The organism is Streptomyces sp. NPDC046881, from assembly GCF_040645015.1.
Lineage (GTDB): Bacteria > Actinomycetota > Actinomycetes > Streptomycetales > Streptomycetaceae > Streptomyces.
Map to the genome: position 1 here is coordinate 12888 of NZ_JBEYXJ010000036.1, position 18683 is coordinate 31570.

Consider the following 18683-nt stretch of genomic DNA (forward strand, 5'->3'; position numbering starts at 1 on the left):
CACTGCATCTCCGGGATGAGTCCTGCGGCCGAGTGCCGTCCGGGGACGGATGCCGGGGACGCCGGCCCCCGTCTAGCGTCCTGCCCATGGTCACTGAGGTGAGAACGGAAGACGTCGTCGTACGGCTCGACGGGGTGCGCAAGGAGTACGGCGAGACGGTGGCGCTCGACGGGGTCTCGCTGGACATCCGGGCCGGGGAGGCGGTCGCCGTGATGGGCCCCTCCGGGTGCGGCAAGTCCACGCTGCTCAACATGATCGCGGGCCTCGACCGGCCGTCGGCCGGCCGTGTCCTGGTCCACGGGGAGGACGTCGGGGAGTTGGGCGAGAAGGGTCTGGCGCTGTACCGGCGGCGCCGGATCGGCATGATCTTCCAGTTCTTCAACCTCATCGACGACCTGTCGGCCCTGGACAACGTGGCGCTGGCGGGCCAGCTGACGGGCACGCCGGCCCGGCAGGCCAGGCGGCGGGCGCTGGAGCTGTTCGAGGAGCTGGGCATCGCCGGCCGACGCAACGCCCACCCGGCGGTGCTGAGCGGCGGCGAGCGGCAACGGGTCGCGGTGGCACGGGCGTTGATGAACCGGCCCGCCCTGCTGCTGGCGGACGAACCGACCGGCGCGCTGGACAGCCGGGCCGGGGAGCAGGTGATGGACCTGCTGATCGATCTGAACCAGATCGGCCAGACCCTGGTCATCGTGACGCACGACGAGCATCTGGCGCAGCGCTGCGCGAGCCGTCTGGTGCTGGTGGCCGACGGCCGGGTGACCGGCGAGCACACCCTGGAGCCGTCGGTATGAGGGCGGTGTGGCTGGCCGCGCGGGCGGCCGTCCGCAGGCGGCTGCTCCAGACGCTGGTGATCTGGCTGGTCACGCTGGTGTCGACCGGGTCGCTGGTGGTGGCCCTGGGCCTGGTGGACGCCGCCTCGGCACCGTTCGACCACGCCTTCGAGAGGCTGCACGGGCCGCATGTCGTGGCCGCGTTCGACAGCGGCAGGGTGTCGGACGCCCGGCTGGCGCGCGCGGCACGGCGGCCGGGGGTGGAGGCGGTGGCGGGGCCGTTCCCGCAGGCAACGGTCGGCGTCCCGCGCGGTGCGGCGGACTTCGGTCTCGGCGGCCAGATCACGGTGGTGGGCCGCTCCGGTCCCGGCGGCCCGGTGGACCGGGTGGACCTGTGGGCGGGCCGGTGGCCCACCCGGCCGGGCGAGATGGTCCTCAACCGGCAGCGGGACTGGACCGCCGACGACCTCGGCAGGACGTTCCGGGTGCCGTCGGGCCCGAAGCTCACCATCGTCGGGTTCGCGTTCGACCTGAGCCACACGGCGGACGTCTGGGTCGCCCCGGCGCAGATGCGGGCGCTGCATCCGACCGGCCGGCAGATGCTGTTCCGGTTCCGCGACGCGTCGACGGAGGACGGGTTGCGCACGGAGCTGTCCGAGGTGACGCGGGGACTGCCCCGGGGGGCGCTCGCCGGGTCCCAGACGTACCTGGCGCTCAAGCACCGGATCGGCAGCAACGCGCGCGCGTACGCGCCGTACCTGATGGCGTTCGGCGTGCTCGGCGTCCTGGTGGCGGTGCTCATCGTCGCCAACGTGGTCGGCGGGGCCGTGGTGTCCGGGTTCCGGCACATCGGCATCCTGAAGGCGGTGGGCTTCACCCCGGGGCAGGTACTGGGCGTCTACTTGACGATGATCTCCGTGCCGGCCGTGCTGGGCTGCGCGCTGGGCACCTGGGCCGGCAACCTGCTGGCGGAGCCGTTCCTGCGGTTCGTCTTCAGCGGGCCGGCGTCGGGGGTGCTGCACGGCAGCCTGGGGATCGCGCCCTGGGTGAACCTGCTCGCCCTGCTCGGCATGCCCCTGGTGTGCGTGCTCGCCGCGCTCGGCCCCTCGGTGCGGGCGCGACGGCTGCCGGCGGCGCGGGCCATCAGCGCGGGCAGTGCCCCGCGAGCCGGACGGGCGCTCGGCGTCCAGCGGCGCCTGGCGGGCGCCCGGCTGCCCCGGTCGGTGAGCCTCGGCATGGGGCTGCCGTTCGCGCGGCCCGCGCGCAGCGCGCTCACGCTGGCCGCGGTGGTCCTGGGCGTGACGACGGTGACGTTCGCGGCCGGCCTGGCGGCGACGCTGAACAGCTACGGCACCGGCGATCGCGCCACCTACGACGTGACCGTCTACGTGGGTGCCTTCCGGCACGGCAAGGAGGTCCGGCCGGTGCACGGCGACCGTGAACTCCAGTCGCTGCTGGGGTCCTTGCCGGGAGCGAGCCATGTGACGGCGCGGTCGGACGACGAAGCGGTGCTGGTCGGCAGCACGCAGGTGGTCATGTTCGAGGGCCGGCGCGGCGGCCGGTCCCTGGACAGCGTGCTCCTGAAGGGCCGCTGGATGCACCGGACCGGGGAGGTCGTGGCCGGGTCGCCGTTCCTGCGCCGCAACGGAGTGCGTCTGGGGGACCGGATGCGGCTGCGCAAGGACGGCCGCGAGGAGCAGGTGACCGTCGTCGGCGAGACGATGGACACCGACGACCGGCTGGTGGTCGGCGACTGGCCGACGGTCACCGCGCTGATGCCGGGCGTGCGGCCCATCGCCTATCACGTCAAGCTGCGCGCGGGCACGGACGAGAGGACGTACGCCCGCGCGGTGGAGGCCGCCGACCCGGGGCTGTCGGTCCAGCTGAGCGGTTCGAACAGCGTGACGGGAACCATCGTGGGCTCCGCGACGGCTCTCACCCTCATGCTCGCCCTGGTCGCCTCGCTGGGCGTCTTCAACACCGCCGTTCTCAACACCCACGACCGGCGTCGCGACCTCGGCATGCTGAAGTCGATCGGCATGACGCCGCGCCAGGTCACCGTGATGACGGTGACGTCGATGGCCGTGCTCGGCGCGCTGGGGTCGCTGCTAGGCGTCCCGCTGGGCATCGCCGCCCACCGGGTGGTGGTGCCGCGCATGGCGGCCGGGGTCGACATCACGCTGCCCCGCTCGATGACGGACGTCTGGCACGCGCCCGTCCTGCTCCCGGCGGCGCTCGCGGGGGTGGTGATCGCCGTCCTGGGCGCGCTGGTCCCCGCCCGCCGGGCCGCCCGCCTCACCGTCGCCGAGGTGCTGCACAACGAGTGACGGCGCCAAGTGGTCAGGATCGGAGAAGCCGTCGTGGGTGTCCCGGCCCTAGCGTGGGAGCACCGACGGGGACCCGTCGGGTTCCGCACCGCGAAGGAGTGAGCGACATGACCGCCGGCCTGCAGACGATCATCTACCCGGTGAAGGACCTGGCGCGTGCCAAGGCCCTGTTCGGCGCGCTGCTGGGCGTCGAGCCGTACGCGGACGAGCCGTACTACGTCGGTTTCAAGGCCGCCGGCCAGGACGTCGGCCTCGACCCGAACGGGCACGCCAAGGGCATGACGGGGCCGGTGCCGTACTGGCACGTGACGGATCTGCGGGAGCGGCTCGCGACGCTGCTCGCGGCGGGGGCCGAGCTGCTCCAGGACGCGCAGGACGTCGGCGGCGGCCGGCTGATCGCCTTCGTGAAGGACGCCGACGGCAACCTCGTGGGGCTGCTGCAGGACCCGTCGGCCTGAGGCCGGTGCGCCGTCCACCGGGCCACTGATTGCACACTCAATGACTGGCCGGATCGGTGCTACGGTGCGGTCATGGCAGTCACGACGGCCGACACCCGGCTCGAAGAGCGCTGGCGGGACATCCTCACGGTGCACGCGCACACGATGTGCGAGATCGACCGGGCCCTGCATCCGCACGGGCTCGGGGCCAGCGACTTCGAGGTGCTCGACATCCTGGCGGCCGAGTCGCCCGCGCCGGGCGAGCAGTGCCGGGTGCAGAACCTGGTCGGCCGGGTCCATCTCAGCCAGAGCGCGCTGTCCCGGCTGATCGGCCGGCTGGAGAAGGACGGTCTGGTGGAGCGCTCGGTGTGCGTGGAGGACCGCCGCGGGGTGTGGGTCGCCCTCACCCCCAAGGGCCGCACGCTGCACGCCGAGGTGCTGCCGGTCCAGCGCGCGGTCCTGCGCCGCATGCTGGCCGGGCAGGAGGACTAGGGCTTCGCCCCCCTAGAGCACCAGCTCGGCCCCGTCCGGCAGGATCTCGGCGCCGTGCTCGGTCACGCGTGCGCGTGCGGGCGAGCCGGGGTCGAGGAGCGGGTTGCCGTCGGCGAGGTGGGTGTAGATCCGGCGCGGGCCGGGATGCCGGGCCAGTGCCGCGAGGGAGCCGTCCGGGCCGCCGACCGGAAGATGGCCGGCCTGCCCGGCGCCGGAGCGCACCGCCGCGTCCGCCTCGCCGGCGGTGAGGAACGTGCCGTCCAGCAGGACGCAGTCGGCGTCGGCGCACAGTTCCTCCAGGACCGGGCTCCAGGCGCCGACGCAGGGCGCGTACACCAGCACGCCCCCGCTGGCCAGGTCCTCGACGCGGTACGCCGTCCACCCCGGCCCGGCGGGGAGGGTCGCGCCCACCGGATGGGCGGTCACCACGAGGCCGCCGGCCAGCACGAAGCCGCCGTCGGCCAGGCTGTCGGCCCACTCCCAGGCGGCGTGCCGGTCGAGGGCGGCGCGCACCGGCGGCGCGGCGTAGATCTTCAGGCCCGCCGCTGCGCGCAGCTCGGCCAGGCCGGTGGCATGGTCGGCCTCGGCGTCGGTGAGCAGCACGCCGCGCAGCGGGGTGTCCCGGGGGCCGGGCCACAGGGCCGGGGTGGCGGCGAGCTGTGCCCGCAGGTCGGGCGAGGCGTTCAGCAGCCACCAGTCGCGGCCGTTGCCGGTGACGGCCGCGCACTCCCGGGTCCGGGCGGGCAGTCGGCCGTCGCGGGCGGCGGTGCAGAGCGCGCAGGCGCAGTTCCAGCGCGGGAAGCCGCCCCCGGCGGCGGTGCCCAGCAGGACGACCCTCACGACCATCGGCTCCTTCGCACTCGCCCGGACCTGCCTCCGCTGGGATCTTCCCGCCGCGACGGCCGGTGACTACCGGCGGCGGGGGGCAGATCCGGCCGTCCTTCCGGCGGGAGGGTCCGGGCGGTACGCGGGCACGGGTGGTGCGTGTTCCGCTCGCCGGGCGGCCCGGTCAGCGGACCAGCAAGGTGCGCACGCCCTGTGAGGTGAGGGTCAGCGCGTGGGCGGAGCTGCCGTCGATGGCGAGGGAGAGGTCCTCCGCGGGCCACTGCTCGGCGAGCGCGGCGAGCGGGATCAGGCGGTAGCGCGAGACGAACGGCAGCAGCTCGGCCATCTCACCCTCCGTGGTGAACACCGGGACGACGTGGTCGCCCCCGGGCTGTTCCAGGACGGGCAGGGCCACCGTCGTGGCGTCGGCGCCCTCGCCGTCCACCGCGTCGTCCGGTACCGGGACGAGTACGTCACTGTGGGCGAGGGTGTCCAGGGCGGCCTGGTCCTCGGCGTTCTCGGCCAGCGCGTCCAGTGCCTGCTGGGCGGGCGTCGGCTGGGCCTCGTGTGCGGGTGTCTCCATGGCTGATCCCCAGGTTGCGGTGGTCGTACGGGCCGCCCGGGCGGGCTGGTGCCCGGGCGGGCTCCCGCCACGCGTACCCGGTGGGGTGCCGGGCATGCGTGACGATCGGCGGGAGGTCCGGTGGGGAGGCGGTGCCGACGGCGGAGGCCGGCGCCGCGCCCGGCCGGGCCGGCTCAGCCGACGGTGAGGGCCAGTTCGACGTGGTCCGGGTCGAGGAGGCAGACCACGTGCTCGGCGAAGGAGCCGTCGGCGGCCCGGCTGGTGCGCGTGACCGCGAGGAACCACTCCCCCGGCGCGCGCCGCAGCAGCCCGGCCTCCCGGGCGTCGATCCTGCGGCCGGAGATCCGCTGCTCGCCGTGGTCGGGCCGCAGCCCGGCCCGCCGCAGCACCTCGGCGGGCGACTGCCGGCCGATGCCCCGGGCGGGCAGCTCACGGATCCCCGGCACGGGCGGCAGGAAGCAGCGCTCGTACGACAGCACGGTCCCGTCCGCGGCCAGTTCCCGGGTCCGCTCCACGCACACGAAGGTGTCCTTCGCCAGGCCGAGTCCGGCGGCCAGCGCGCTGTCGCGGGTCTCGCGGACGGCGAGGGTCCGCACGGTGCTGTCCGCGTCCCGCGGGGTGAGGGGCCGGGCCCAGCCGAGCCGGTCGTCCGGCGGGCGGCCGTCGAACCGGACGTAGGAGCCCTTGCCGGTGCGGGTGGTGATCAGGCCCTGCTCGGTCAGTTCGGCGAGGGCCGCGCGGACGGTCGTACGGCTGACGCCGAAGCGCTGGGCGAGGGCGTGTTCGCCGGGCAGCCGCTCGCCGGCGGGGCGGCTGCCGGTGCGGATCTCCCGGGCGAGGATGCTGCTGATCCGCTGGTGCTTGAGCGGGACGCCGGTCACGGCTCGGTCTCCGCGAGCAGGTCGGCCAGGGTGGTGACCCGGACCAGCGGCCGGTACAGCTCCATCACCTGCAGGGCCCTGACGTGGGAGTCGTCGTCCACGCCGGCGCAGGCGTCGGCCACGACCAGCACCTCGGCACCGGCGTCCGCGGCGGCCAGGGCGGTGGACAGCACACAGCAGTCGGTGCTGACGCCGGCCAGGACCAGACGGCCGTCCGGGCCGACCCGGTCGGCGAGTTCCGGGGTCCACTTGCCGAACGTGGTGGTGTCCACGACGTGGTCGGCGAGCGCGGCGAACTCGTCCGTCAGCGTCCAGAGGTCGGCGTCCGGCGGCCGGCGGGCGAAGGGCCACTGCGCGTAGTAGGCGCGCCAGGCGCCGGCCGGCTGCTCGGGGGCCAGGAAGCGGGTGAAGGTGACCCGGCCGGCGAAGGCCGGGAGCAGGGCGCGTACGCCCGCCGCCGCGTCGGCGTAGCGGGGGGCGGCCCAGGGGCTGTCCGGGTCGGCGAAGACGCGCTGCATGTCGATGACGGCGAGGTGTGCGCTGCTCATGTGCGGGGCGCCCCCTCCTGGACGGCGTGGCGGGCGGTGCTCACGGGTTCAGCACCCCCTCGTCGAGCGCCGGGCTCGGCGCCTGGGCCTCCTGGGCGCGCACCCGGCCCCGGCCCAGCAGCAGCGTGCCGAGGAAGGCGAGTGCCAGGGCGGCCAGGACGCCGAGGTTGGCGTAGGCCCAGGCGCCGGTCCTGCCGCCGAGGCCGAACGGCTCCAGCAGATAGCCCTGCCAGGTCAGCCAGCTCGCGGCGGTGTTGGTGACCAGGCCCCAGCCGACGGCGGTGGCGGCGAGGGTGAGGAACAGCGGGAGGAGGGGGACGTCGCCGTAGCGGCCGTGCGGGCGGAACAGGTCGCCCTCGTCGTAGTCGCGGCGGCGCAGGGCCAGGTCGGCGAGCATGACGCCGGCCCAGGCGGCGATGGGCACGCCGAGGGTGGTGAGGAAACCCATGAACTGGCCGAGGAAGTCGTCGGCGAAGAACACGATGTAGACGGCGCCGGCGATCATCAGTACCCCGTCGAACAGCGCGGCCAGGTAGCGGGGCACGCGCAGGCCGGCCGAGAGCAGGGCCAGTCCGGAGGAGTAGATGTCGAGGACGGCGCCGCCGACCAGGCCGAGGACGGCGACGACGGCGAACGGCACCAGGAACCAGGTGGGCAGCAGGGTGGTCAGCGCGCCGATCGGGTCGGCGGCGATCGCCTTGCCGAGCGTGTCGGAGGAGCCGGCCAGCAGCAGGCCGAAGAGCAGCAGGACCAGCGGGGCCAGGGAGGCGCCGAAGGCGGTCCAGCCGATCACCCCGCGGCTGGAGGAGCCGCGTGGCAGGTAGCGGGAGTAGTCGGCGGCGGCGTTGACCCAGCCGAGGCCGAAGCCGGTCATCATGAACACCAGCGCGCCGACGAACTGCTGTGCGGAGCCGGCCGGGAGGGCGCCGACCGCGCTCCAGTGGACGTGGTCGGCGACGAGGGCGATGTAGACGATCGTGAGGACGCCCGTGATCAGGGTGATCCAGGTCTGCAGCCGCATGATCAGGTCGAAGCCCATGACCCCGCCGACGACGGTCAGCGCGGCCACCACCATGAGGGCGACCGCCTTGGTCTCGGTGCCGCCGCCCCAGCCCAGGCTGGTGAAGACGGTCGCGGTGGCCATCGTGGCGAGCGCGGTCAGGACGGTCTCCCAGCCGACGGTGAGCATCCAGGAGACGACGGACGGCAGCCGGTTGCCGCGTACCCCGTAGGCGGCCCGGCTGAGCACCATGGTGGGTGCCGAGCCGCGCTTCCCGGCGACCGCCGTGAAGCCGCACAGCAGGAACGAGACGGCGATGCCGAGCACGCCGGCGGTGAGGGCCTGCCAGAAGGAGATGCCGAAGCCCAGGACGAAGGCGCCGTAGCTGATGCCGAGGACGGAGACGTTGGCCCCGAACCACGGCCAGAACAGGGAGCGGGGGGTGCCCCGGCGCTCCGCGTCCGCGATCACGTCGAGCCCGTGCGCCTCCACCTGGAGGGGGCGGCCGGCCGCCCCCCCCCCCCCGGACGTCCCCGGGGGCGGGCGGCAGGCGGGATGCTGCAGCCTCGAGGCAGGCACGCTCCAGCCCGTACCGCGCCGGTCCGGCACGGTCTGCGGATCCGGTCCCGGCTGCGTTGCCCTACCCTGGAAGCATGGTTGCGGACAGCCGCTTCCACTTGGATCAGGAGGGCCACTCGATCACGGTCCAGTTGTCAGGTGCCTCCGGTTCGGTCGAGGTGCTCGTGGACGGAAAAGTGGTCGCCAGGGGCCGTGCCTCCCGGGCCGGCAGAACCACCCTTCACGCCGAACTGCCCGGAGACCCGGCACGCCCCCTGAGCGTCACCCTGGGGGACATGGGTGACGCCTTTCTGTGCCAGATGGACCTCGGCGGCGCGTGCTATCTCATGCCGCGGGTACCGCTCTGCCCGAATCGGCCGGCCGGGGGGCGTGCACCGCTGCATCCCGGCCGGCGGATGCGCCTGTGGCTGCGGCGTGCGATACGTCGCGCCCCGGCCGCCGGCCGGGTACGCCGACCTCGCTGATCCTCTCCGCATGGGGCATGTCGTCGAAGCGGAGGCTCGGCGAAGACCCCGGAAGAGGTTGACACCGGGATGGGTCCGGCGTCACGGATGCTGCGGGCGCCATTCGAAGAGCAGGATGGTCGTGTCGTCCCGGAGCTGGTTGCGCTGGTAGTCGAGGACGGCGTGGATGAGCAGCCGCAGTACCTCGGCCGGTCGCTGGCCGGCGGCGTTGGAGCGGATGATGAAGTCGGTGAACCGGTCGAGTCCGAACTCCGCACCGTTTTCGTCGCGCGCCTCCACGACGCCGTCGGTGTACAGCAGGACACAGTCACCCGGTTCCAGCTTCGTCTCGTTGACCTGCCGGGCTGCCGGGAGGAGCGGGCCGGCCAGGCCGATCGGCGGTTGCGGGTGGCTGTCCAGCGCTCCGGCGAGCACCCGCTCGTCACGGATCAGCAGCGGTGCGGGGTGACCGCAGTTGATCCAGCGCAGTACCCCGGTCTCCGTGTCGAGCCGGCACAGGACACCGGTGCAGAAGTGGTCGGGCAGCCACTCGGCGAGCGCCTGGTCGACGGCGCCGACGACATCGGTCAGGTCACCGCCGCCGCGGCGGGTGTTGCGCGCCGCGGCCATGGCGACCGACGTGGTCAGGCCGGCGGTCAGATCGTGACCCATGCCGTCGAGGATCATCGTGTGCAGCACATGCTTGACCACCGAGTGGTCGAAGGCGTCGCCGGCGATGTCGTACGCCGGTTCCAGGGCCGCGGTCGAGACGCACCTGCTGCTGCCGATGGTGCGCGGTGGCAGGAATGCCCGCAGCATCTCGGTGGGCAGCCGCATCGGTGCGGTGCGTGTGCGGGCGGCGAGCCAGTCGCTGTAGGCGCGCTTGGAGGTGATCAGCATGGCGAACAGATGGGCCAGCATCCGGCTGCGGCGCATCAGCGGCCCGTCCAGCGAGGCGGTACGTACCCCCAGCACGCCCAGCCGCTCCGCGCCGTCGACGAGAGGCATCCAGACGATCAAGCCGTCATCGGCATCGACCACCCTCGGGGCGACCGTGCGGTACGCCCAGCCCGCCGACGAGTGGTCCACGGAGAGCGGTTCCATGGATTCGTCGAGTGGTATGAGCTGCCACTGTTGCAGGTCGGCGAGGTAGATCAGCGCGGAGCCCAGGCCGAGAGCCGAGGCGCACCGGTCGGCCAGTGCGGGCAGTTCCACCGGCAGGGCTGTCTGCGCCCGCGATATCAACTGTTCGAGCCGATGCTCGTCGACGGCGGGGTCGGGATCGGGAGCGCGGTCGGCGTGAGCGTGTGGCGAGTCCGGCACGGGGATCACCCCTTCCTCGCCCAGTCTCACATTGATCCCGCTGTCCCTCACGTGCGCGCTGGGACAGCGGGAGCGGGGCCGCACGCGCAGCCCGCCTCGCCAACGGCAGGTGCCGCACGGGCTGACCGACGCCGTACCGTCCGTCGTGCTGCCCGTCAGGCCCCGTCCCGACCGATCAGCGTCTCCATAGGAACGCAGCGCCGGTCACCGCGCTGGAAACGAGGGCCAGGAACCGCACCGGGATTCGATCGGAGGTGGCGTGGAAGCCGCCGATGCGGAGCTCGAAGTAGGGCCTGGAACGTGGTGTCTGTGGCATCTGTGTACCTCCCCGCCTGAGGGGCTGGTGATGCAGAAGCCCTGCATGATCCCATTTTGCGCTTTCAGGAGCCCTTTGCACGCACGACACAGCCCAGCGGGGGAGGAGAGTGTCGGGAAGGCGTGGAGACCGGAACAGGCCCCAGTCGCAGAGCCGGCCCGGGCCAACTCGCCCTCATCGGTGCCGGACGGGACCAGGGCCCGTTGCGAGAACAGATCGTCTGTCAGTCCCGTCTGGGATGCTCCGCGCATGGAGATGACGGTGCAGCTGACGATCGACTGTTCCGATCCGCAGGCTATGGTGACGTTCTGGGCCGAGGCTCTGGGCTACGTACCTGAGCCTCCGCCGAGCGGGCACGCCACGTGGCGTGCTTACTGGGCGGCGATGGGTGTGCCCGAGGCCGAGTTGCCGGCCGGTGCCGGAGATGTTCCCGAGTCGATCGTCGATCCCGCGGGACGTGGACCGAGGGTGTGGTTCCAGCAGGTTCCGGAGCCGAAGGTCGCCAAGAACCGGTGGCACTTCGACCTGAAGGTCGGTGGGGGACGTGACGTCCCACTGGACGTCCGCACACAGCGGGTCGAGGTGACGGTGGCACGGCTGGTCGGAGCCGGTGCCACCGTGTTGCGGATCAGGGATGAGCCGGACGTGGGGCTGTACGCCGCCGCCCTGCAGGACCCCGAGGGCAATGAATTCGACGTCGTCTGAGGGCCGTTGCGGCAGTGCTGGTCACGCTGGAGAGGTGTTGCCGACGTCGCCTGCGCCGCAGTGCTCGACCGGGCTCCGGTCCGTCCGCAGCAGCAACTCCTCCGGTGCAGCTTGCACGTTGCAGTAGTTCTGGGTGCACGTCAGAGCGCCGCAGACCCGCCGGGGGACGGTTGCCGTCCCTCGCCGCTCACGGACCCGGGAGGGACAGTTCCGCCCAGATGATCTTGCCGTCTTGGGTGTAACGGGTTCCCCAGCGCAGAGCGAGCTGGGCGACCAGGAACAGGCCGCGGCCTCCCTCCTCGCCGGCCTTGGCCCGTCGTAGGTGCGGGGCGGTGCTGCTGTGGTCGGACACTGCGCAGACGAGTCGGTTCTCGGTCCGGATGAGGCGCAGCTCGACGGGGGCGCAGGCATGGCGGATGGCATTGGTGGCCAGCTCGCTGACGATCAGTTCCGCCGGGAAGGCCAGTTCGTCCAGGTGCCACTGGGCAAGGCGCTCCTCGGTCAGCATGCGGGCCTTGCGCACGGACGCCGCCTCGAAGTCCAGGTCCCACGTGGCGACGTTCTCGGGGGGCAGCGGCCGGGGCCGGGCGACGAGGAAGGCGACGTCGTCGCGGGGGCGGTCGGGCAGCAGGACGCGCTCCACGGTGCCGCAGATGTCCTCCAGGGGGCGGTCGGGGTGGGCGAGGGCGAAGCTGAGCCGTTCGAGCCCGGTGTCCGTGTCACCGTCGGAAGCCGTCAGCAGGCCATCGGTGTAGAGGGCCAGAACGGAGCCTTCCGGAATCTCCACCTCCGCCGACTCGAACGGCAGCCAGCCCATGCCCAGGGGCGGTCCGGCCGGTATGCCGAGGAACTCCACCGGCTGGCGCAGGTGGGCGAGAGCCGGTGGCGGCTGGCCTGCGCGGGCGAAGGTGGCGCACCGGGTGACGGGGTCGTAGACACCGTACAAGCAGGTGGCGCCGACCACGCCCTCGACTCCCGACGGATGTGCTTCCTCCGCCTCCGCGGCCAGGCGACTGACCAGGTCGTCGAGGTGGGAGAGCAGTTCCTCCGGCGCCGGATCGAGGTCGGCCAGGGTGTGCACCGCGGTACGCAGGCGCCCCATGGTGGCGGCGGCGCGGATGCCGTGGCCGATGACGTCGCCGACGACGAGTCCCACGCGGCCGCAGGCGAGGGGCAGCACATCGAACCAGTCGCCGCCCACGCCTGCCTCGGTGTCCGCGGGCAGGTAGCGGTAGGCCGCTTCCACCGCCGCATGAGTGGGCAGTTTCGAGGGCAGCAGGCTTCGCTGCAGGGTGAGTGCGGACCTGTGCTCACGGTGGAACCGGCGCGCGTTGTCGATACAGACGGCGGCGCGTCCCGCCAGCTCTTCCACGAGCAGCAGGTCGTCGGAGGCGAAGGCGCGAGGATCACGCCAGCGCATGAGGGTGGCCACGCCCATGGTGACTCCTCGGGCGCGGAGCGGAACCACCATGTGGGAGTGGATGCCCAGCGTGTGCATGCGCGCACTGCGTACGGGGTCGTCGCGCAGCCAGGGTCCGGCCGGGTCCAGGACCGCGTTCAGCACCGGCTTCCCGGTCGACAGGCACTGCCACTGCGGTGAGCCCTCGGGGTAGTCGGCCCGGTGTCCCGGTACGACGACGGCTTCGGGCAGGTCCTCCCGGACCGAACGGTGGACGACCCGGCGCAGGTCACCGGACCTGGCGTCGGGTTCCCTGCCGGCCAGTACGGCGCCCATCAGGTCCACGGCGGTGAAGTCCGCGACCCGTGGCACCAGGACCTCCGCCAGTTCCTGCACCGTGCGTTCGAGGTCCAGCGTGCTGCCGATCACGGAACTGGCCTCGTTCAGCAGGACCAGGCGCCGCTGGGCGTGGTGAAGGTCGGTGACGTCCACGGATTCCTCGCAGACGCCCAGCGGCCGTCCCTCCTCGTCCTCCAGCCGGTAGTAGGAGAGCGACCAGACGTGTTCTCGGTCGGGGTCCGCCGGGGGACGGCCCCGGTAGTGCAGATCCACGACGGTCTGCCCCGTGTCGAGCACGGTGCGCATGACCTGGGTGACGGAGGGCGGGTGCTGTGCGGAGAGCACCTGGCTTCCCGGGTACAGCTCGTCCTCGCTGCGTCCCAGATACTGCGCGAAGGGCCCGGGCAGCTCCTGCCGGGCCGCGTGGTTCGCCCATGCGACACGCAGATCGGTGCCGTAGATCGTCAGGGCGACCGGGGACTGCGTGGCCATGCCGTGCAGCATCGCCTGCTGCAGCTGCCACTCCGCGAGCAGCTCGGCGTCCGTCAGCAGCAGCAGAGTGGCCGGGCCCGCGACCGTGTCGGGAAGGCTGCGGCACTCGGCGGCCACCCGCACGAGACGCCCGGAGCGGTGGCGCAGAGTGACCTCACGGACGCGATGGGAGGAGCAGTGAGGGTTGAGCCATGCTTCGCCGTCCTCCGCGGTGGACCCCGCCGACACGGCGTCGACCGGACGGCCGAGCATCTCCTGCGCCCGGTAGCCGAGCAGTCGATCGGCCTCCGGACTCCAGCCGGTCACCACTCCCTTGTGATCCAGTATGACGGTGGCGGCCCGGATGACCCTCAACGGGTCACTGAGGCCGTCGGCCCCGGGCCCGTTCGATGGTGTCTTCATCTCACGTCCGTTCTAGCGAGACCCGGTGCCTGGCACACGCCCTCCCCTCCTCAAGCATCGACCCGCAGCGGGTGCGGCACAAACGCCCCGCACAGAGCGGTCGAGGGACCGTGCCGGTGCACGGGCGGGTGGTTCAGGGGAGTGTGCCGCTCGGCGACGCCGGTGTACCGGCCGGTGGCGCGCTGCGGGCCCGTCATCCGTTCGGCGGTCCTCCGACGGCGCGCGCGAGTGGCCAGGGATGCGCGAGCGCCGCCGCGCGTCGATGCTCGAAGCCAAGGGTTCGGGACGGACGGCGAGGACGATGATCGTAACGGTGGTGTCGATGCCGGAGGCGACCGTCGTCCGTACGGACGTCGCGGGGGCCCGGGAGCGGATGGCCGTGGACCGGTTCCTGCTCGTCGACATCGAGCTGCCCCGGGACGCGCCGGCGCAGGACACACCGCTGGCCGAGCAGCTGGGCCTCGACGCGGAGGAGCTGTACTGGTTCGGCAGGGAGGGTGAGCCCGCGCGCGCCGACTTCGAGGGAGACTGGGCCGGTTTCGTGGTGCCGGTGGTGCACGGCGAGGAGATCACCGACGTCCACGCGGTGGTGACGGAACGGACCCTGGTCACCGCGCACCGCGGCCAGGCCGGGCTGGCGCGGAAGGTCGCCGCGGCGCTGCGGCACGACCGGCCGTCCGACGCCGTGACCTTGTTCTTCCTCCTGCTCCAGGAGGCCTTGGGCACCTTCCGCCAGGCCGCCGTGCACAGCCTGCTGCGGACCGAGGAACTCGAGGACGACATGTTCGACGGCCGCCACCCGCGGCAGATCTACCTGCTGGCGCAGCTGCGCAGGCGCTCCGCACAGCTGCACCACGCCCTGCTGCCCTACCTCCAGGTCACCGACGCCGTCCTCACCCGGCGGATGATGAACCCGTCCTTCCCCGAGGAGCGACGACGGTACGCCCGGGGGTTCCAGACCGCCGGACGGCTGGTGCTCGCCGACATCGAGTCCTTCCAGGACGCCACCCGCCGGGCCTTCGCCAGCTACTCCTCGCTCGTCGCGGGCGAGCAGAACGGCGTGATCAACCGGCTGGCGATCGTGTCGGTGATCTTCCTGCCGCTGTCGTTCCTCACCGGGTTCTTCGGTATGAACTTCACGTTCCTGACGGACAAGCTGGAGAGCAGGGACGAATTCTGGCTGCTGGCGATCGGGCTGCAGGCCGCCGTCCTGCTGGGCTCCCTGTACGTGCTGCACCGCACCCGCATCTGGCGCCGGCTGCTGGACGAACACTAGGGCCGGCGCGGAGCACCCCGCCCGTAGGACGGGGTGTGGCGTCAGCCGGTCGGGCCGCCCGCGACCCACTCGCTCCACGGCATGTTCCAGTCGCTCAGGCCGTTGTCCGGGGCCACCTTGGTCTTGTCGTCGGAGTTCTTGACGATCACGACGTCGCCGATCATCGAGTGGTCGAAGAACCACGCGGCGGGCTTCCTGCCGTCGCCACCGCCCCTGACGTCCTTCAGGCCCACGCAGCCGTGGCTGGTGTTGGCCTTGCCGAAGACCGAGTCGGCACCCCAGTAGTTGCCGTGGATGAACGTGCCCGAGTCGGTCAGGCGCATGGCGTGCGGTACGGCCTTGATGTCGTACGAGGGCTTGCCGTCCTTCTCGGTGAGGCCGACGCTCGCACCGTTCATGTGGATCTGCCGGAACTTCTCGGAGATCACCATCTGGCCGTTGTACGTCGGGTGCTCGCGGCTGCCCGACGAGATCGGGATGGTCTTGATCGTCTTGCCGTCCCGGACGACGGTCATCCGCTTGGTCTTCGCGTCGACGGTGCTGATCTGGCTCCGGCCGATCTTGAAGGTGACCGTCTTCCGGATGCCCTGCCGGTCGAGCGTGACGGTGACGGTGGAGCCGGGCTTCCAGTACGTCTCGGGACGGAAGTCCAGGCGGCGGTCGTTGAACCAGTGCCCGACGACCTGCTGGCCGCTGCTGGAGCTGACCCGGATCTCGGACTCGACGGCGGCCTTGGAGGTGATCGCCTTGTCGAAGGTGACCGACACGGGCATGCCCACGCCGACGGTCGAGCCGTTCGCGGGGGAGACGTGCCCGATGAAGTCGTTGGCCGGGGAGACCGTGGTGATCGTGGCGTTCCCGGACGCGGAGCGGCCCTCGGCGTCGTCGGCCTCCGCGGCGATCTGGTACTTGGTGGCACGCTTCAGCGGACCGTCCGGCTTCCAGGAGGTGCGGTCCGCGGACAGGGTGCCCGGGACCTCGGCACCGGTCGCGACGGCGGTCATGGTCACCTTGGTGAGCTTGCCGTCGTCGACGGTGACACCGACCGGGTCGTCGATCCCGACGGCGTAGGCACCCTGCCCGGGCGTGATCGTTATGCGGGCGTCGGAGGCGTCCTGCGACGGGGCGTCGGAGGCGTCCTGCGACGGGGTGTCGGAGGCCTCCTGCGACGCCGAGGTGTTCCCGGCCCCGTTGCCGTCGCCGGCGGCGATGCTCGTGCCGCCGAGGGCCGTGACCGAGAGGACGCCGCCGAGTACGCCGGCCGCAGCCACCAGTCCGGTGCGTCGTTTACTCAGCGTGGTCAAGTGCTTTCTCCCATGTCATCGCTGGTCATGTGCATTCCTGCGCGGATCGCCGAAGGAGTGCGATCAGCCATAAAACCACTTATCGACATATCTCTGTCCAGAAATGGGCAGATTGTGGGGGAGCCCACGCAGGGTCGAGCGTGCATGGTTCGTGGCTTGCCGGTTGGTTAAGGTGGCGGGCACAGACTGGTGCCGATCGGACACGACGGGGGGCTCCTTGGTGGCGAGGAGCGGGCGGGGGCTCGGGACGGTCGCGACGCTCGCCGCGCTGGTGGTCGTCGTGCTCGGGGTCCGGTACGCCGGCGACGGCACGCCCGGCAGGGCGGACGCGCGGATCTCGGCAGTGGTGGACGGCGTGGGGCCGCCGTGGCGGCACGTCGCTCTGGCCCTGGACTTCCTGGGCGAGCCCGCCGGATCGACGCTGCTGATCGTGGCCGTCGTGACGGGCTGCCTGCTGCTTCGGCGGCCGCGCGCGGCGGTGCTCGTCGTCGCCGGCGTCGGCGTGACCGTGGGGACGGCGACGCTGCTCAAGCACGTGGTGGGACGCACCATCCACGGCGCCGGGAACCTGTCCTATCCGAGCGGGCACACCGCCTTCCTCACCGCGCTCGCGCTCATGGCGGCGCTGCTCGCCACGCACCGGCTCGGCCTCGGCGGGGCGGCCGGCACGCTCCTCGTGCTCTGCGCGGCGCTGGTGGCCGGCGCCGCCATGGGCTGGGCGCAGGTCGCCCTGGGCGCGCACTACCCGACCGACGCCCTCGGCGGCTGGTGCACGGCGCTGGCGGTGATACCGGTGACCGCGTGGCTGGTCGACCGGACGGCCGACCGGCTGCTCGACCGGCCGGCCGACGCCGGTCGGCTGGAACGCCGCTGACCGCGCGGCCCGTCACGTCACACGGTCACCTCGGTCACGCGAGGCGGCGGAACACCGGCTTCACCGGTCGTCCGGCCAGCCACGGGGTGGGGTCGGCGGCGTCCAGAGCCTTTCGGTACACCGCACACGCCTCGGCCACCACGTCGACGGTGTGATCGATGTCGGCGTCGCTCAGCGCGCTGCTCACCACGAACGACGGGGCCAGCACCCCGCCCGCGAGGAGCCGGCGCAGGAACAGGGTGCGGTACTGCTGCGACGGCTGCCGGTTCTCGTCGAGGGTGGCGAAGACCAGGTTGCTGGCCCGGCCCCGGACGACGATGTGGTCGCCGACGCCCAGGGCGGCCGCGGCCCCGCGGACGCCGTCGGCCAGCCGTTCGCCGAGGGCGTGCAGCCGCGCGGTGACGCCCTCCTCGACGTAGGTGGCGAACACGGCCATCGCGGCCGCCAGGGAGTGCGTCTCCGCCCCGTGCGTGGTGGACAGCAGGAAGACCCGGTCGCCGGAGTGACGCAGCCCGCCCAGCTCCATCAGCTCGCGGCGCCCGGCCAGCGCGGAGACGGCGAACCCGTTGCCCAGCGCCTTGCCGAACGTGGAGAGGTCGGGAACGACGCCGTACAGGCCCTGGGCGCCCGCCTCGGACCAGCGGAAGCCGGTGATCATCTCGTCGAAGACCAGGACGCAGCCGTGCCGGTCGGCCAGCTCGCGCAGGCCGGTGAGGTACCCGGGCGGCGGCTCGGTGTGGGTGGCGGGTTCCAGGATCAGGCAGGCGACCTCGTCCTGGTACCGGGTGAGCAGCTCCTCCGTGGCGGCCAGGTCGCCGTAGGGGAAGGTCACGGTCAGCTCGCTGGTCGACTCCGGGATGCCGGCGGACATCGGCGTGGTGCCGATGAACCAGTCGTCGACGGAGAAGAACGGATGGTCGGCGCAGAGGGCCACCCGCGGGCGCCCGGTGGCGGCGCGGGCGAGGCGCACCGCGGCGGTGGTGGCGTCGGAGCCGTTCTTCGCGAACTTCACCATCTCGGCGGTCGGCACGGTGGCCAGGAAGCGCTCCGCGGCTTCCAGCTCCACGACGGACGGCCGGACGAAGTTGCTGCCGCGGTCGAGTTCCCGCCGCACCGCCTCGGTCACCCGGGGGTGGGCGTGGCCGAGGCTGACCGAGCGCAGGCCGGAGCCGTACTCGACGTAGCGGTTGCCGTCGATGTCCCACACGTGGGCACCGCGGCCGTGGCTGATGACCGGGGCCAGGTTCTCGGGGTACTGGTCGTCCCCCTTGGCGTAGGTGTGCGCGCCGCCGGGGATCAGGCTGTGCAGGCGTTCGTTCGCCGCCCGCGACCGGGGCAGGTGGAACTCTTCCGTGTCCAAGCCGA

Annotated in this window: 16 protein-coding genes; 7 read left to right on the forward strand and 9 right to left on the reverse strand. The window is 72.5% G+C overall.

Annotation, left to right across the window (positions count from 1 at the left end):
- Positions 1–86 precede the first annotated feature (86 nt).
- The 4 genes from ABZ923_RS19200 (at position 87) to ABZ923_RS19215 (ending at position 4029) form a co-directional block, all read left to right on the forward strand.
- Positions 87–794 (forward strand): ABC transporter ATP-binding protein, encoded by a 708-nt coding sequence (locus ABZ923_RS19200; protein ID WP_361472879.1) that lies wholly within the window; start codon positions 87–89, stop codon positions 792–794.
- Positions 791–3100 carry an FtsX-like permease family protein gene (locus ABZ923_RS19205; protein WP_361472882.1) on the forward strand — a complete coding sequence of 770 codons (2310 nt, stop codon included), beginning with the start codon at positions 791–793 and terminating at the stop codon, positions 3098–3100. The genes ABZ923_RS19200 and ABZ923_RS19205 overlap by 4 nt, the downstream gene beginning before the upstream one ends.
- Before the next feature lie 107 nt (positions 3101–3207).
- A complete protein-coding gene (locus ABZ923_RS19210) occupies positions 3208–3558 on the forward strand; it encodes a VOC family protein (protein WP_361472885.1) in 351 nt (116 codons plus the stop codon).
- Between the two features lie 72 nt (positions 3559–3630).
- Positions 3631–4029, forward strand: coding sequence for a MarR family transcriptional regulator (locus tag ABZ923_RS19215; RefSeq protein WP_361472888.1), 399 nt, complete (start codon positions 3631–3633; stop codon positions 4027–4029).
- A 12-nt stretch (positions 4030–4041) separates the two neighbouring features.
- On the opposite strand, the gene ABZ923_RS19220 is transcribed toward ABZ923_RS19215, so the two are convergent.
- From ABZ923_RS19220 to ABZ923_RS19245, 6 genes are all read right to left on the reverse strand, one after another.
- The gene (locus ABZ923_RS19220; protein WP_361472890.1) at positions 4042–4869 is read right to left on the reverse strand and encodes an MBL fold metallo-hydrolase; all 828 of its coding nucleotides are present in this window, start codon (positions 4867–4869) and stop codon (positions 4042–4044) included.
- 169 nt (positions 4870–5038) lie between these two features.
- Entirely contained in the window at positions 5039–5437 is a 399-nt protein-coding gene (locus ABZ923_RS19225; protein WP_361472893.1) for an SseB family protein, read from the reverse strand.
- Between the two features lie 173 nt (positions 5438–5610).
- The gene (locus tag ABZ923_RS19230) at positions 5611–6318 is read right to left on the reverse strand and encodes a GntR family transcriptional regulator (protein WP_361472897.1); all 708 of its coding nucleotides are present in this window, start codon (positions 6316–6318) and stop codon (positions 5611–5613) included.
- Positions 6315–6866, reverse strand: a complete 552-nt coding sequence (locus ABZ923_RS19235) for an isochorismatase family protein (RefSeq protein WP_361472899.1) — start codon at positions 6864–6866, stop codon at positions 6315–6317. Before ABZ923_RS19235 ends, ABZ923_RS19230 begins: the two co-directional genes overlap by 4 nt.
- Before the next feature lie 40 nt (positions 6867–6906).
- On the reverse strand, positions 6907–8337 hold the full coding sequence (locus ABZ923_RS19240) for a cytosine permease (RefSeq protein WP_361472902.1): 1431 nt from the start codon (positions 8335–8337) through the stop codon (positions 6907–6909).
- Between the two features lie 653 nt (positions 8338–8990).
- Positions 8991–10211: a PP2C family protein-serine/threonine phosphatase gene (locus ABZ923_RS19245; RefSeq protein WP_361472905.1), complete on the reverse strand. Its 1221-nt coding sequence runs from the start codon at positions 10209–10211 to the stop codon at positions 8991–8993.
- A 565-nt stretch (positions 10212–10776) separates the two neighbouring features.
- Between ABZ923_RS19245 and ABZ923_RS19250 the strand changes: the two genes are divergently transcribed.
- On the forward strand, positions 10777–11232 hold the full coding sequence (locus ABZ923_RS19250; RefSeq protein WP_361472907.1) for a VOC family protein: 456 nt from the start codon (positions 10777–10779) through the stop codon (positions 11230–11232).
- Positions 11233–11419: 187 nt separating this feature from the next.
- On the opposite strand, the gene ABZ923_RS19255 is transcribed toward ABZ923_RS19250, so the two are convergent.
- Complete coding sequence (locus ABZ923_RS19255) at positions 11420–13864, reverse strand: SpoIIE family protein phosphatase (protein WP_361472910.1); 2445 nt, start codon at positions 13862–13864, stop codon at positions 11420–11422.
- 301 nt (positions 13865–14165) lie between these two features.
- Here ABZ923_RS19255 and ABZ923_RS19260 point away from each other — a divergent pair, with 301 nt between their 5' ends.
- Positions 14166–15140: a CorA family divalent cation transporter gene (locus ABZ923_RS19260; protein ID WP_361472913.1), complete on the forward strand. Its 975-nt coding sequence runs from the start codon at positions 14166–14168 to the stop codon at positions 15138–15140.
- A gap of 41 nt (positions 15141–15181) precedes the next feature.
- Here ABZ923_RS19260 and ABZ923_RS19265 read toward each other — a convergent pair whose 3' ends face one another.
- On the reverse strand, positions 15182–16444 hold the full coding sequence (locus ABZ923_RS19265; RefSeq protein ID WP_361472916.1) for an Ig-like domain-containing protein: 1263 nt from the start codon (positions 16442–16444) through the stop codon (positions 15182–15184).
- A 220-nt stretch (positions 16445–16664) separates the two neighbouring features.
- Between ABZ923_RS19265 and ABZ923_RS19270 the strand changes: the two genes are divergently transcribed.
- Positions 16665–17318, forward strand: a complete 654-nt coding sequence (locus ABZ923_RS19270) for a phosphatase PAP2 family protein (RefSeq protein ID WP_361472919.1) — start codon at positions 16665–16667, stop codon at positions 17316–17318.
- Between the two features lie 34 nt (positions 17319–17352).
- On the opposite strand, the gene ABZ923_RS19275 is transcribed toward ABZ923_RS19270, so the two are convergent.
- Entirely contained in the window at positions 17353–18678 is a 1326-nt protein-coding gene (locus ABZ923_RS19275) for a glutamate-1-semialdehyde 2,1-aminomutase (protein WP_361472922.1), read from the reverse strand.
- Positions 18679–18683 lie beyond the last annotated feature (5 nt).

Bases quoted from the DNA above. Each gene is read 5' to 3' on its own strand.
- ABZ923_RS19200 (WP_361472879.1), top strand. From the start codon at position 87: ATGGTCACTGAGGTGAGAACGGAAGACGTCGTCGTACGGCTCGACGGG.
- ABZ923_RS19205 (WP_361472882.1), top strand. From the start codon at position 791: ATGAGGGCGGTGTGGCTGGCCGCGCGGGCGGCCGTCCGCAGGCGGCTG.
- ABZ923_RS19210 (WP_361472885.1), top strand. From the start codon at position 3,208: ATGACCGCCGGCCTGCAGACGATCATCTACCCGGTGAAGGACCTGGCG.
- ABZ923_RS19215 (WP_361472888.1), top strand. From the start codon at position 3,631: ATGGCAGTCACGACGGCCGACACCCGGCTCGAAGAGCGCTGGCGGGAC.
- ABZ923_RS19225 (WP_361472893.1), bottom strand. From the start codon at position 5,437: ATGGAGACACCCGCACACGAGGCCCAGCCGACGCCCGCCCAGCAGGCA.
- ABZ923_RS19235 (WP_361472899.1), bottom strand. From the start codon at position 6,866: ATGAGCAGCGCACACCTCGCCGTCATCGACATGCAGCGCGTCTTCGCC.
- ABZ923_RS19250 (WP_361472907.1), top strand. From the start codon at position 10,777: ATGGAGATGACGGTGCAGCTGACGATCGACTGTTCCGATCCGCAGGCT.
- ABZ923_RS19255 (WP_361472910.1), bottom strand. From the start codon at position 13,864: ATGAAGACACCATCGAACGGGCCCGGGGCCGACGGCCTCAGTGACCCG.
- ABZ923_RS19260 (WP_361472913.1), top strand. From the start codon at position 14,166: ATGATCGTAACGGTGGTGTCGATGCCGGAGGCGACCGTCGTCCGTACG.